A 13,648-nucleotide genomic window follows, 5' to 3' on the forward strand; every position below is an offset into this window, starting at 1 on the left:
CCCGAACAACAATAATTTCAAGGGAAGGGCGTACGCATGCAATTAACTGCCAAGGTTACCACCCACATCGTTTTGATCGCATTGGGCTTGATGGTCTATCAGCAGGCTCAGGCGGCGCGTATTGAACCTGCCGGAAGCACCTTTACCGCCCAGGGCCCCATCAGCTTTTCCAAAGGCAAGCTGATCAGTGCCGACTGCACCATCAAGGTGGCCGGCAAGGTGGCGGCGGATGGGGCATCGGCGAATGTCGACAAGGTTGAATTCGACGGCGGGCTTAAATGCAGCCGGGTAGAAGCCATCAACTTGCCCTGGGTATTGATCGCCAAGGATACCAAAAGCGGCTCGATGTCGAAGATCAGTGTGGATGTGCATGCCTTCGGCCTGGGCGGTAAGTGTGGCCCTTCAACGGCGGAAGGTACTTGGGACAACGCAACCGGAAAGTTAGAAGCCATGGATGTACCGATTGGCGATGACTGTAGGATAAAGACGGTGTCGATCAAGATGCCGCCCAACTTTAAAGTTGTTGAATAATGCAAGAGCGATAAATGCATTCAAGTTTGGCTGGAAAGGGAAGTTCTGCAGTTTCACCGTGACCTCTCGTTCGTGGCCATTACCCCTGGCGAAATAAATCGCCTTAATATGTGAGGAAAAACAATGAAAAGCTTGAAAACCCTCGTTTGTGCAACCTCGTTTGCAATGTGCTTCGGCGTCGCTTCGATGGCCAGTGCGGCTTCCGTCTCTCCGGACGGTCCGTTCTCGACCAACGCCGGCACCATCGTGGTGAAGTCGCCTTCGTCTTTTGGCGCGGCAGTGACCTGCGGCATCACTTTTACCGGCAACGTTAGCGGTGGCGTGGCCTCGATCAACGGCGCGACGCTGACCGGCGGCGGTCTGTGCGCCTTGCCAACGCTGACTAACCTGCCTTGGGTACTGACTGCTTCGACGGGCACCACCGGCACCGTGACCAATGTCGGCTACAAGATCAGCTCGATTCCAGCCACCAACTGCGGACCAACCCCGATCGCCGTCACTTGGGCTGCAGGGACCAAAACCCTTTCGGCCGCCAATCAGTCGCTGAGCGGAAACTGCACCGTGGTTTCGCTCAACGTTGTGGCCCCGACGCTGACGGTAAACCCGTAAGCGCGTGACTCCGTAAAGGGCTGATCACCCGTTGAACGCCGGCGCCACGGGAGGCGCCGGTCAAGGTCGCTTATCACCCATCCCTGATTGTCATACACCGTTCCAGTACAGGCGCTTTTGAACAACGTTCCATGGCTACACGACCCACCGGCAGGGGCCGGGCGCACATAATAATAGGGAGTACCGCATGAATAATAAGAAACAACACGCTTACACGTTACTGGGGCTGGCCCTGCTGGGAGGCCTGGTCACTGCGGGACCTGTGGAGGCGGGCGGGTTCTCCACGCCCACGTATGGCGCTCCCGGTTGGGGGCGTGCATTCGGTGGCGGTTCTTTGTTCAAGAATGATCCCAGCGCCGCGTACAACAACCCGGCGGCCATGGCGTTCATCGATTCAACCATTGTGCAGCAGACCGTCGATTACGCCCGGATCAAGATCAAATACTCCGGCCAGGCGTATGACCATAACGGCAACCCGGTGACCAATACGCCAGTGCTCGATGACCAGGGCAACCTGGGTGATCCGACCCTCAATACCAATAATGGCGGCCAGGGCGGTTTCACCGCATGGCTACCCACCGGCTTCATGGTCATGCCCATCGGCGACCGCTTCGCTTTTGGCCTGAGCCAGGTCGTACCTCAAGGCATGAAAAGTACGTGGAACGAAAACTCAAAGCTGCGCGACTTCGCCGTCGACACCAAAATCGAGACCATTGGCCTCACAGGCTCCCTGTCGTTCAAGGTCAATGATCAATTTTCGGTCGGTGGGGGCGCCATCGTTCAGCGCAGCCAGGGAAACGTCAGCCAGAACGTTGATGTGTTGGCTGCCGCAGATGTCTCTCCCGGGCTTGGCGGCACCGGTTTTCCGACCGGTGTCGGGCATTCCTTGATACGCGTTAAAGTCGACAACATCTCGGTGGGCTGGTTTGGTGGCGTTGTGTGGAAACCGACGCAGCAAGACACGCTGGGCTTGAATTATCACGCCAAGATCAAAAACAAAATGACCGGCAAGTACGACGTTTATACCGACGCCATCGGCCGTAACACAATGACCAACCCGATTGGTCCGAACGGAGAGACGCTGGTTGAAATGGCCTATCCTGGCCTCAAGCTGTTCCCGGATGGCGCGCATGCCAGTGCGCAGCTGGATATCCCGGCGACTGCCGCGATTGACTGGGTCCATCAGTTCAATGACCGCTGGACGCTGGGTGTGAGTGCCCAGTGGACGGAGTGGTCCTCGTTCAAGGACCTCACACTCAAGTCTCAGGGCTCGACCATTGTTGCCATCCCCTACAACTACAGAAACGCGTGGATGACCTCGATCGGCGGCGACTACAAAGCCACCGACGAGCTCACCCTGCGTGCGGGGGTGGCTTATGACCAGACGCCTACCCGGAACTCCACCCGTGACCCGCGGATCCCTGACGGCGATCGTTATTTCCTGGCGTTTGGTGCCGGTTACGACATCAAGGCAGTGCCAGGCCTGTCAGTGGATGCCGCGTACTCGCACCAGTTCGTCGAAAAGGTCAATCTGAAAACCAAGAACGTCGATCGGCTCGGCGCCGCTCAACTGGACGGTAAGGCTGAGTCCTCAGGCGACGTCGTGAGCTTGTCGGCGACCTATAAGTTCTAGTAACGCGCCTGTGCGTGGTAAGCCGGGTATTTAGCGCATCTTGATACCCGGTGCCCACTGATGCGCTGTTACAGAACAATCTGCAGAACCTGATCGGAGCCACGCGACGGCTGCAATTGGGCTGACTCGTTCAGGCCAGAAATTTTTGGCCCAAGCATTAAATAAAAATTTCAAAACAAAATTTGAATTTGTCTTTCCGAGTTTGTAGTGTGGCTCTACGCCGTCGCTCAATCCGAGCGACCCACGCGGGTGTCACGAATCAAGTAGAGGTATCCCATGGTTATCTGGTTATTGGTGGGTTTCGCCGCAGCGATAGTCCTGGCGTATCGACAAGCCGTTGCCACAGCGTGGCTGGGCGTTGGTCTGGTATGGCTGGCGGCTGGTTATCTGCTCAACGTAGTCGGTGCATTCGGCGTCAGCGTCGCGGCGGTGGTGGTGGTGCTACCGGCCTTGCTGCTGGCGATCAAGCCCCTGCGCCGTGCGCTGTTGACTAGCAAGGCCCTGGGGCTGTTTCGGACGATCATGCCGGCGATGTCCGACACCGAGCGGGCGGCCATCGAGTCCGGCACCGTGTGGTGGGACGCCGAGCTGTTCAGCGGCACGCCCAACTGGCAGCGCCTGCTGCGAGCCGCACCGGCCAGCCTGAGCGCCGAAGAGCAGGCCTTTCTCGACAATGAAGTCGAAACCCTGTGCGACATCGCCAATGACTGGGAAACCACTCAAGTATGGCAAGACATGTCCCCCGAGGGCTGGCAGTACACCAAGGACGCCGGCTTTCTCGGCATGATCATTCCCAAGCAGTACGGCGGCAAGGGCTTCTCCCACTACGCACACTCCCAGGTGGTGATGAAGCTGTCGACGCGCTGCTCGGCGGCGGCCATTTCGGTGATGGTGCCCAACTCCCTGGGCCCGGCCGAACTGTTGCTGCATTACGGCACTGACGCCCAGCGCGATTACTACCTGCCGCGTCTGGCGCGGGGTGAGGATATCCCGTGCTTTGCACTGACCAGCCCGTACGCCGGCTCCGATGCCGGGGCCATCCCCGACGTAGGCATTGTGTGCAAGGGCCTGCATGAAGGCGAGGAGGTGCTGGGCTTCAGGGTGACCTGGGACAAGCGCTACATCACCCTCGGCCCGATTGCCACGGTGCTGGGCCTGGCGTTTCGTGCCGAAGACCCGGACGGTTTGCTCGGCGTTGCGGGCTCACTGGGTATTACGTGCGCGCTGATTCCCACCGCCCATCCGGGGGTGAACAGCGGCCGTCGTCATTGGCCGCTGAACGCGGTATTCCAGAACGGCCCCACCACCGGCAAGGATGTGTTCATTCCGCTGGAGTGGGTGATCGGCGGCCGCGAACAAGTCGGCAACGGCTGGCGCATGCTGATGGAATGCCTGGCGGCGGGCCGGGCGATTTCGCTGCCGTCGGCCAACGTCGGCCTGGGCAAGGTGGCGGTACGTGGCACCACGGCCTACGCCGCGATGCGTAAACAGTTCGGCCTGCCCATCGGCAAGTTCGAAGGCGTGCAGGCGCCGTTGGCGCGCATGGCCGGGCATCTGTATGCCTGTGATGCGGTGCGCAAGGTGTCGGTGGCGTCCCTGGATGCCGGCGAGAAACCTTCGGTCATCTCCGCCATCGCCAAGTACCACGTCACCGAGCGTGCGCGCATGATCGTCAACGATGGGATGGACATTGTCGCCGGCAAGGGCATCTGCATGGGGCCCAACAATTTCCTGGCCCGTGCCTATCAGCAAAGCCCCATCGCGATCACGGTGGAGGGCGCGAACATCATGACCCGCTGCCTGATCATCTACGGCCAGGGCCTGATCCGCTGCCATCCCTATGTGTTCCGCGAAATGGAAGCGGCGCGCAACCCGGATCGGCGCAAGGCCCTGGAGGCGTTCGACAGCGCGATGTTCGGCCATGTGAGTTTCGTGCTGGCCAATACCGTGCGCGCGGCGGTGCATGCGCTGACCGGTGGCCGACTGCTGGCTGCCCCGGCCAAGACCGACCCGGCGCTGGCGTCCTACTACCGCCAGGCCAATCGTCTGTCGGTGGTGCTGGCGTTGGTCTCGGACGTGTCCATGGGCGTGCTGGGAGGGACGCTCAAGCGCAAGGAAAGTATCACCGGGCGCCTGGGTGATGTGCTGTCGCAGTTGTACATCCTCTCCTGCGTGCTCAAGCGCTTTGAGGACGATGGCCGACCCCAGGCCGATTTGCCGCTGGTGCATTGGGCGGCCCAGGATGCCTTGCTGCGCGCCCATGAAGCACTGGCCGAGGTGCTCGACAATTACCCGTCCAAAGCTGCGGCAGCGGTGCTGCGCACCTTGAGTTTTCCATTCGGCATTCCTTTGCGCAAACCGTCGGATCGTCTGTTGGCGCAGGTTGCCGACGTGGTGCAAACCCCCGGCGAAACCCGCGACCGTCTGCTGGCCAATTCCTACATCCCCCGCCCGGAAATCGACAAGCTGGCCTATGGCGAACTGGGTTTTCGCTTGCTACCCCAAGTGGAGCTGATCGAGGCCCGGCTCAAGCCCGCCATCAAGCAAGGCCTGCTCGCGCCGATGCCGATCTCGTCTGCGGCCTTTACCGGCTGGCGCGTCAAGGCACGGGCGCTGGACCTGATCAGCGACGACGAAGACGCGTTGCTTGCACGCTATGTGGAATACGCCGATCACGGCATTCAGGTCGACGATTTCCCCCAGGACTTCGGTTTGCTGGAGGCCCTGCAACAGCGCAAGCAGGCGTTGGAACCCGCCCCGAAGCGTCGCAACAGCCAAAGCGAAAACGCCTCGGTGAACTAAAGGGATACACGGGGCAGTGTGGGAGGGGGCCTGCCCCCGATAGCGGTGTGTCAGCCCAAGCAGATGTGCCTGATAGACCGCCATCGGGGGCAAGCCCCCTCCCACATGTGATTGGGTTTTCAAGGCAGGATGGTGATATGAGTGACAGCTACCTTACTTTCGTCAATTCCCCCTGGGGGCGCCGTCTGGCCCAGGCCGTCGGCTTGCCGCAACCCTTGGCGCTGCAACGCCATCGCAGCGGTCAACCCGGTTTGGTCAACCCGGTCATTCTCGCTGGGGCAGGGCGCGTGGCGGAGCAAGTGCAACGCCTTTTCAGCGCCACTGAGACCGTGGTTGCCACCCCGGCAACCTCAAGGGCGCCGTCCACGGTGAAGGTGCAGGGCGCGGTGTTCGATGCCACGAGCGTGACCGACCTGCAGCACCTGGACGAGCTCTATACCTTCTTTCACTGCAACGCCAAGCGCCTGCGCCAACACGCTCGCGTGGTAGTACTCGGCACCGCGCCGGAACACTGCCAGGACATCCCCCAGGCCGTCGCCCAGCGTGCGCTAGAAGGCCTGGTGCGCTCACTGGCCAAGGAGCTGCGCCGGGCGATCACCGTGCAATTGATCTACGTGGCGCCTGGAGCCGAAGGCGCGTTGGACAGCAGCCTGCGCTTCTTTCTGTCGCGTCGGTCGGCTTACGTGTCGGGGCAAGTGATACGCCTGCAAAAGCGCGTAGACAGCACTCCCGCGATCCTTTGGGACACGCCGCTCGCCGGCCGTCGCGCGCTGGTGACCGGAGCCTCCCGTGGCATTGGCCTGGCCATCGCCCAGGTGTTGGCGCGCGACGGTGCCCACGTGGTGTGCATCGACGTGCCCCAGGCCCAGCAGGCACTGCAAGAGGCCGCCGATAGCGTGAACGGCTCGGCGTTGCCCCTGGACATCACGGCGCCGGATGCCGCCGCGTTACTGCAGGCGCACGTCAGCCAGTACGGCGCCTTCGACGTGGTGGTACACAACGCCGGCATTACCCGCGACAAGACCATCGCCAAGATGACCGAAGCGGCTTGGCGCAGTGTGCTGGCGGTCAACCTTGAAGCGCCGTTGCAGCTCAGCCAGGCGTTGCTGGACCATCAGGGCCTGAACCCGGGCGGGCGCATTGTGTGCGTCTCGTCGATTTCCGGTATCGCCGGCAACCTGGGGCAAAGCAACTACGCCACGTCCAAGGCCGGGGTGATCGGCCTGGTGCAGGGCCTGGCCCCACGTGCGGCGGCGCAGCAGGTGACGGTGAATGCCGTGGCGCCGGGGTTTATCGAGACGCAGATGACGGCGAAAGTCCCGCTGTTGATCCGCGAGGCCGGGCGGCGTATGAACTCCCTGTCCCAAGGCGGTCGACCGGTCGACGTGGCCGAAACCATCGCCTGGCTGGCGCATCCGGCGTCCGGTGGGGTCAACGGTCAAGTGGTGCGGGTGTGCGGCCAAAGCCTGCTGGGGGCCTGAACCATGGACTATGTGACGCAGATCATCGACCCGCCGCCCTCGCGCGCCCAACTGTTGCTCGACGGTGTGCGTGGCTTGCGCAAACCCAAGCCTGACACCGCGCCGTTATTGCCCAGGGAGCGCCTGGTACGCCCGGCAGTGGAGCTCTCGGGCGGCGCTATCACCGCCTATGGCCGTGCCTGTGGCTTTCGTCCGGAGCAGGGCGTGCCGCTGTCCTATCCTCATGTGCTGGCGTTCCCGTTGCACTTGATGCTGCTGACCCACCCCAGCTTCCCGTACCCGGCCAGCGGCATGGTGCATTTGGCCAATCGTATTCGCCAGCACCAACGCTTGCACGAAGGCCAGGCGCTGCGTCTGGAAGTGTTCTGCGAGCGCTGGGTCGCCCATCCCAAGGGGCAGGCGTTGAGCATCGCGACCCGTGCCTACGGCGCCGAGGCCCTGGTGTGGGAAAGCGACAGCCTGTACCTGCGCCGCGATGTGAAAAATCCCGTCGGCGAGCAGTGGGTGAATGCATTGCCCTTACAGGAAGACGGCTTGCTACGCACCCAGCGCTGGGTGTTGCCCGCCGATCTGGGGCGCCGGTTTGCCAAGGTCTCGGGGGACTTCAATCCGATCCATACCTCGCTGGTGGGCGCGAAGCTCTTCGGCTTTCGCCGCGCCATTGCCCACGGCATGTGGACCCTGGGCCGTGCGCTCGCCGCTCAGCAGCCGCCGGGCGGCCTGGACCGCGCCGAGGCCCATTGCGACTTCAAATTGCCGATTTTTCTGCCCGGCCAGGTGGCCCTGTGGAGCCGCCCTGTGACGGGCCCGCTACGTGAGTTCGAAGTGCGCAATGCCGCTGGCGACAAACCGCATATGCGTGGATTGCTGCTATGGGATCAAACGCCTGGAATGAGCGCCCTCTATGAGTGAATACAACTTCAATCCGCCGCCGACTCGACGCGTGGCGATCATCGGCGGCAACCGTCTGCCGTTTGCGCGATCCAACACCGCCTATGCGCACGACAGCAATCAGGACTTACTGGTGGCCGCACTCCAAGGGCTGGTGGATCGCTACAACCTGCACGGTCAGTGCCTGGGTGAATTCGTCGCCGGCGCGGTGATCAAGCATTCGCGCGATTTCAACCTGGCCCGTGAATCACTGCTGTCGACCACATTGTCCGCGCAGACGCCGGCCTACGATGTGCAGCAAGCTTGCGGCACGGGCCTGGAAGCGGCGTTGCTGGTGGCCAATAAAATCGCCCTCGGCCAGATCGAGGTAGGCATCGCGGGTGGCGCGGACACCACTTCCGACGCGCCGATTGGCATCAATGAATCGTTGCGTCACACCTTGCTCGCGGCCAATCGGGCCAAGGGCATGGGCGACAAGCTGAAAAGCTTGCTGAAGGTGCGCCCGTCGATGTTCTTCAAGCCGCTGCTGCCGCGCAACGGCGAACCCCGCACCGGCCTGTCGATGGGCGAGCACTGTGAAGAAATGGCCAAGCGCTGGCACATCAAGCGCCTGGCCCAGGATGAGCTGACCCTGTGCAGTCATCAACGCCTCGACGCGGCTTACCAGCGCGGCTTCTTCGACGACCTGATCAGCCCCCATCGCGGCCTGGCCCGTGATAACAACCTGCGCAGCGATATCAGCCTGGAAAAACTCGCCAGCCTGGCGCCGGCGTTCGACCGCCAGAACGGCACGCTCACCGCCGGCAACTCAACGCCCCTGACCGACGGCGCCTCGGTGGTGCTGCTGGCCAGCGAAGCCTGGGCCGCCGCCAGTGGCTGGCCAGTGCTGGCCTACCTGCGCACCGGCGAAACGGCGGCGGTGAATTTTGTCGACGGCACCGAAGGCCTGTTGATGGCGCCGGCCTACGCCGTACCGCGCATGCTCAAGCGCGAAGGCCTGGGCCTGGCCGACTTTGATTTCTTCGAGATCCACGAAGCCTTCGCCGCCCAGGTGCTGTGCACACTCAAGGCCTGGGAAGACCCGGACTACTGCCGCGAGCGGCTTGGCCTGGACGCACCGTTGGGCGCCATCGACCGCACGAAAATGAACGTCAACGGCGGCTCGCTCGGCTGCGGTCATCCGTTTGCCGCCACGGGCGGCCGGCAACTGGCGGCATTGGCCAAGGCGATCCATGAGCGTGGCGGCGGTCGCGGCTTGATCTCCATCTGTGCGGCGGGCGGGCTGGGTATTACCGCCATCGTCGAAAAGTAGCCCAAACCACAACAACAATAAGGACACTGCCATGAACGCCATCAGCCTGGAACACAGCGAACGCATCTGGTTGAACGCCTACCTGCCCGGCGTGCCGGCGGACATCGATGCCGCTATCGAAGATTACCCTTCGTTGCGCGAAGTGTTCCTGGAGCACCTGGAGAAATTTCGCGAGCGGGTGGCGTATGTCAGCATCGGCACATCCATGACCTACGCAGACTGGCAGGTTCAGGGCAACGCCTTTGCCGCCTGGCTGCAGGGCCAGGGCGTGAAGAAGGGCGACCGCGTCGCGCTGATGATGCCTAATTGCTTGCAGTACCCCATCTGCCTGTTGGGCACGATCCTGGCCGGCGCGGTGGTGGTCAATGTCAACCCGCTGTACACCGCCCATGAACTCAAGCACCTGCTCAAGGACAGCGGCGCCGAGACCGTGGTGATCTTCGAAAACTTCGCCCACACCTTGGAAAAAGTCATCGTTGGCAGCAGCGTCAAGCGCGTGGTGGTGGCGGCCATCGGCGACTTGCTCGGCACCTTCAAGGGCGCGGCGATGAACTTCATCCTGCGCAGCGTGCAGAAGCAGGTGCCGGCCTTCAGGCTGCCCGGCGCGGTACGCTTCAACCAGGTGCTCAGGCAGGGGCGGGCGCTCACTTATCTGCCGGTCAGCCTGAACCGCGATGAACTGGCCTTCCTGCAATACACCGGCGGTACCACCGGCGATGCCAAGGGCGTGATGCTCAGCCATCGCAATATCATTGCCAACCTGTTGCAAGCCAAGGCCTGGGTCGGTGACCAACTGGACCAGGACCAGCAGGAGACCAACGTCACCTTGCTGCCGCTGTACCACATCTTTTCCCTCACGGTGAACTGCCTGATGTTCATGTGCCTGGGCGGACGCAATATCCTGATCGCCAACCCACGGGACGTGAAGCGGGTGCAGATGATCCTGCGCAAGGAGCGCTTCAACGGCATTGCCGGGGTCAACACGCTGTTCAACGGTTTGCTGGAGAACAAGGAATTCTGCGCGCGGGACTTTTCCGACCTGCGCATGGTGATCGCCGGCGGCATGGCCACGCACACGGCGGTGGCCAAGCGCTGGAAGGAAGTCACCGGGTTGCCGATCATCGAGGGTTACGGGCTGACCGAGTGTTCACCGGTGGTGAGCATCAGCCCCATCGACATCAGCCGGATGCGCGAGATGGAATTCACCGGCAGCATCGGCGTGCCGTTGCCGTCGACCTGGGTGCGCTTCGTGCGTGAAGACGGCGAAATGGCCGAGGTCGGCGAGCAGGGCGAGCTGCAAGTGCGCGGTCCGCAAGTGATGCAGGGCTACTGGAAACGCCCCAGGGAAACCGCCGAAGTGCTGGACGCCGAGGGCTGGCTGTCGACCGGTGATATCGGGGTGATGGATGAGCGTGGGTATATCCGGCTGGTGGACCGCAAGAAGGACATGATCCTGGTCTCGGGCTTCAACGTGTACCCGAATGAAATCGAGGATGTGGTGGCGATGCATCCCGGTGTGGCGGAAGTGGCGGCGATTGGCGTGGAAGATGGCGTGACCGGCGAGAGGGTCAAGATCATCGTGGTGCGCAAGGACCCGAGCCTGACCCAGGCGCAGATTCTCGCCCATTGCCGGGAGTATCTGACCGGCTACAAGGTGCCGCGATACGTGGAGTTCCGCACCACTGAGTTGCCCAAAACCACGGTAGGCAAAGTGCTGCGCCGCGCCTTGCGCTAACGTGAGGCCACTGGTGATCCAAGTGTGGGAGGGGGCTTGCCCCCGATAGCGGTGTGTCATTCACTGCATGTGCTGACTGACACACCGCCATCGGGGGCAAGCCCCCTCCCACATTTAGACTGAGTTCACATTGACCCAGCGATCTTGCTGAGCGGCGTGGCGAATCGCCGTCGCCAGCCGCTCTACCGCCCACGCCGCCTCGAAATCAGTGCCATGCGCACCTTGCCCCGCCAGCGCCATGATCAATTCCTGAACCTCCAGCGTCTTCAACTCGTTGTACCCCAACTGATGGCCCGCCGCCGGGCTGAACGCGGCGTAACCGGGCAGGGCAGGGCCGGCGAGCAGGCGCTGGAAGCCGTCCTGGCCGACGCGGCACAGGCGCAGTTCGTTCAAGCGCTCCTGATCGAACGCCAGGGTGCCCAGGGTGCCGCTGATTTCAAAACTCAGGTGGTTCTTGTAGCCATGCTTGAGCCAACTGCTGCTCACCGTGCCGCGCGCGCCATTGGCAAAACGCAACAGGGCGTGGACCTGATCATCCACGGCGATGGCCTTCAGTTCTTGGCTGCTTTTCAGGGCCGGCCGTTGCGCGTGGACGGTCTGGGTGTCGGCACACACGCTCACCACGTCGCCCATCAGGTAATGGGCCATCGACAGCAAATGGCTGCCCAGGTCGGCCAGCGCGCCGCCAGCGTGTTCCACCTCGCAACGCCACGACCAGGGCGAGGCCGGATCGGCCATGAAGTCTTCGCTGAACTCGCCCTGGAAACTGATGATCTGGCCAAGCTCGCCACTGGCAATCATCTGCCGCGCCAGCACGATCATCGGGTTGTGCTGGTAGTTGTAGCCCACGCGTGTGACTACCCCGGCTGCACTGGCGGCGCGACGCATGGCATCGGCCTGTTCCAGGCTGACGGCCAGCGGCTTCTCGCAATACACCGCCTTGCCGGCCGCAATCGCCGCCATGGCCATGGGGTAGTGCAGGTGGTTGGGGGTGGTGATGGCCACGACATCGACCGTGGGATCCTCGATCAATGCCTGCCAGTCGGCATGGGCCTGGGCAAACCCCCAGGCGCTGGCACAACGTTGCGCGCGCTCGGTGTCCGCATCGGCCAGCGCCGCCAGCTTGAGCGTGACAGGCAGTTCGAACACCGCCCTGGCATTGTTGAACGCCAGCGCGTGGGCGCGCCCCATGAAGCCTGTGCCGATCAAGCCGATTCCGAGTTCACGCATCGCCGTGGTCCTTTGGATTATTGTTTTCAGGAGGCGTATTAATGGAATAAATATTCGCAAAATTCAATAGATAGAATAAAAATTCACCCTGCGTGCGACGACCCGATCGTTCCCACGCTCCGCGTGGTAATGCCGTCAGGGACGCTCCGCGTCACCTACCACCATCATTTCAGCTGATGCAGCTATATTCAGCCTGTGGCCAAACGCCGCCAGTTAACAAAAGATAACGTAGCGCTGATTGTCAGACGATTCCAAAGCCCGATAGGATGGCCCGTGCTTGCCTCAGGCGCTCTAGATTGCAGGTTTCAGAGCCCCGCGCAAAGCACCGCGACCTAACAATAATAAATGGGAGAAAGGTCTATGAGTGAGCCTGTCATGGGTTGGGTTGTTTGCCGCCCACGCGCCGCACGCACGCTTGCGTTGCTGGCCACAGCGCTCTCGCTGCTTGGAGGCGTCGCGTTACCCGGCGTCGCCCAGGCCGCCAGCGATACCCCCGCCGCGGCGGTGTTTGCAATCCAATCCCCCAAGGCCGCCAGAGGCCTGATGATCGACGTGGTCCACGCCGGCCAGCGCCTGGTGGCGGTGGGTGATCGCGGTCACATCCTCTATTCCGATGACCAGGGCAGCACCTGGACCCAAGCCAAAGTGCCCACCCGGCAACTGCTCACGGCGGTGTTTTTCGTCGATGCCAAGCACGGTTGGGCAGTCGGCCATGATGCGCAGATCCTGGCCAGCAGCGACGGTGGCGCCAACTGGACCCAGCAGTACCAGGACCTCAAGCGCGAAGCGCCCTTGCTCGACCTGTGGTTCAACGACGCCAATCACGGTCTGGCCGTGGGCGCCTACGGTGCGCTGATCGAGACCAACGACGGCGGCAAGACCTGGGAAGACGTCAGCGAGCGCCTCGACAACGAAGACCAGTTCCACCTCAACGCCATCGCCTCCGTCAAGGACGCCGGCCTGTTTATCGTCGGCGAGCAGGGCAGCATGTTCCGCTCCAGCGATGACGGCCAGACCTGGGAAAAACTCGAAGGTCCCTACGAGGGCTCGTTGTTTGGCGTGATTGGCACCGCTCAGCCGAACACCCTGTTGGCCTACGGCCTGCGCGGCAACCTTTACCGCTCCACCGATTTTGGCAGCACCTGGGAGCAGGTGCAGTTGAATGCGGCCCGTGGCGCCCTCGAATTCGGCCTGTCGGGCGCGACCCTGCTGGAGGACGGTTCCATCGTCGTGGTGGGCAATGGCGGCAGCGTGGTGGTCAGCCATGACGACGGCCAGAGCTTCAGCGTATTCAACCGCCCGGACCGTATTTCGCTGTCGGCGGTGACGGCGGCAGGCAATGGAAATCTGATTCTGGCCGGACAGGGTGGTGTTCGCGTCGCCATGCCCACTGGCGCAGAACCGATAAAACAATAAGAAGGCGG

10 protein-coding genes are annotated in these 13,648 nt (G+C 62.3%); 9 read left to right on the forward strand and 1 reads right to left on the reverse strand.

From position 1 onward, the window contains the following. Positions 1-36 precede the first annotated feature (36 nt). The 8 genes from praA (at position 37) to C4J94_RS11950 (ending at position 10,994) form a co-directional block, all read left to right on the forward strand. Positions 37-531: an alkane oxidation protein activator PraA gene (gene praA, locus C4J94_RS11915; RefSeq protein WP_124386339.1), complete on the forward strand. Its 495-nt coding sequence runs from the start codon at positions 37-39 to the stop codon at positions 529-531. Between the two features lie 123 nt (positions 532-654). Further along, positions 655-1,140, forward strand: a complete 486-nt coding sequence (praB, locus tag C4J94_RS11920; protein WP_124386340.1) for an alkane oxidation protein activator PraB — start codon at positions 655-657, stop codon at positions 1,138-1,140. A gap of 187 nt (positions 1,141-1,327) precedes the next feature. Next, positions 1,328-2,773: an outer membrane protein transport protein gene (locus C4J94_RS11925; protein ID WP_124386341.1), complete on the forward strand. Its 1,446-nt coding sequence runs from the start codon at positions 1,328-1,330 to the stop codon at positions 2,771-2,773. 276 nt (positions 2,774-3,049) lie between these two features. After that, positions 3,050-5,575: an acyl-CoA dehydrogenase gene (locus tag C4J94_RS11930; protein WP_124386342.1), complete on the forward strand. Its 2,526-nt coding sequence runs from the start codon at positions 3,050-3,052 to the stop codon at positions 5,573-5,575. Positions 5,576-5,712: 137 nt separating this feature from the next. Beyond that, entirely contained in the window at positions 5,713-7,056 is a 1,344-nt protein-coding gene (locus C4J94_RS11935; protein WP_124386343.1) for a 3-oxoacyl-ACP reductase, read from the forward strand. 3 nt (positions 7,057-7,059) lie between these two features. Beyond that, positions 7,060-7,968, forward strand: coding sequence for a MaoC/PaaZ C-terminal domain-containing protein (locus C4J94_RS11940; RefSeq protein ID WP_124386344.1), 909 nt, complete (start codon positions 7,060-7,062; stop codon positions 7,966-7,968). After that, on the forward strand, positions 7,961-9,259 hold the full coding sequence (locus C4J94_RS11945; protein ID WP_124386345.1) for an acetyl-CoA C-acetyltransferase: 1,299 nt from the start codon (positions 7,961-7,963) through the stop codon (positions 9,257-9,259). The genes C4J94_RS11940 and C4J94_RS11945 overlap by 8 nt, the downstream gene beginning before the upstream one ends. A gap of 31 nt (positions 9,260-9,290) precedes the next feature. Beyond that, entirely contained in the window at positions 9,291-10,994 is a 1,704-nt protein-coding gene (locus tag C4J94_RS11950; RefSeq protein WP_124386346.1) for an AMP-binding protein, read from the forward strand. A gap of 114 nt (positions 10,995-11,108) precedes the next feature. Here the strand turns inward: C4J94_RS11950 and C4J94_RS11955 are convergent, their stop codons facing one another. After that, positions 11,109-12,224 (reverse strand): Gfo/Idh/MocA family protein, encoded by a 1,116-nt coding sequence (locus tag C4J94_RS11955; protein WP_124386347.1) that lies wholly within the window; start codon positions 12,222-12,224, stop codon positions 11,109-11,111. 375 nt (positions 12,225-12,599) lie between these two features. On the opposite strand from C4J94_RS11955, the gene C4J94_RS11960 reads away from it, so the two are divergent. Beyond that, positions 12,600-13,640, forward strand: a complete 1,041-nt coding sequence (locus tag C4J94_RS11960) for a YCF48-related protein (RefSeq protein ID WP_124388964.1) — start codon at positions 12,600-12,602, stop codon at positions 13,638-13,640. The last annotated feature ends 8 nt before the right edge of the window (positions 13,641-13,648 follow it).

This window comes from Pseudomonas sp. R5-89-07 (assembly GCF_003851685.1).
Taxonomy (GTDB): domain Bacteria; phylum Pseudomonadota; class Gammaproteobacteria; order Pseudomonadales; family Pseudomonadaceae; genus Aquipseudomonas.

Bases quoted from the DNA above. Each gene is read 5' to 3' on its own strand.
- C4J94_RS11930 (WP_124386342.1), top strand. From the start codon at position 3,050: ATGGTTATCTGGTTATTGGTGGGTTTCGCCGCAGCGATAGTCCTGGCG.
- C4J94_RS11935 (WP_124386343.1), top strand. From the start codon at position 5,713: ATGAGTGACAGCTACCTTACTTTCGTCAATTCCCCCTGGGGGCGCCGT.
- C4J94_RS11960 (WP_124388964.1), top strand. From the start codon at position 12,600: ATGGGTTGGGTTGTTTGCCGCCCACGCGCCGCACGCACGCTTGCGTTG.
- C4J94_RS11950 (WP_124386346.1), top strand. From the start codon at position 9,291: ATGAACGCCATCAGCCTGGAACACAGCGAACGCATCTGGTTGAACGCC.
- C4J94_RS11955 (WP_124386347.1), bottom strand. From the start codon at position 12,224: ATGCGTGAACTCGGAATCGGCTTGATCGGCACAGGCTTCATGGGGCGC.
- C4J94_RS11940 (WP_124386344.1), top strand. From the start codon at position 7,060: ATGGACTATGTGACGCAGATCATCGACCCGCCGCCCTCGCGCGCCCAA.
- C4J94_RS11925 (WP_124386341.1), top strand. From the start codon at position 1,328: ATGAATAATAAGAAACAACACGCTTACACGTTACTGGGGCTGGCCCTG.
- C4J94_RS11945 (WP_124386345.1), top strand. From the start codon at position 7,961: ATGAGTGAATACAACTTCAATCCGCCGCCGACTCGACGCGTGGCGATC.
- praA (WP_124386339.1), top strand. From the start codon at position 37: ATGCAATTAACTGCCAAGGTTACCACCCACATCGTTTTGATCGCATTG.
- praB (WP_124386340.1), top strand. From the start codon at position 655: ATGAAAAGCTTGAAAACCCTCGTTTGTGCAACCTCGTTTGCAATGTGC.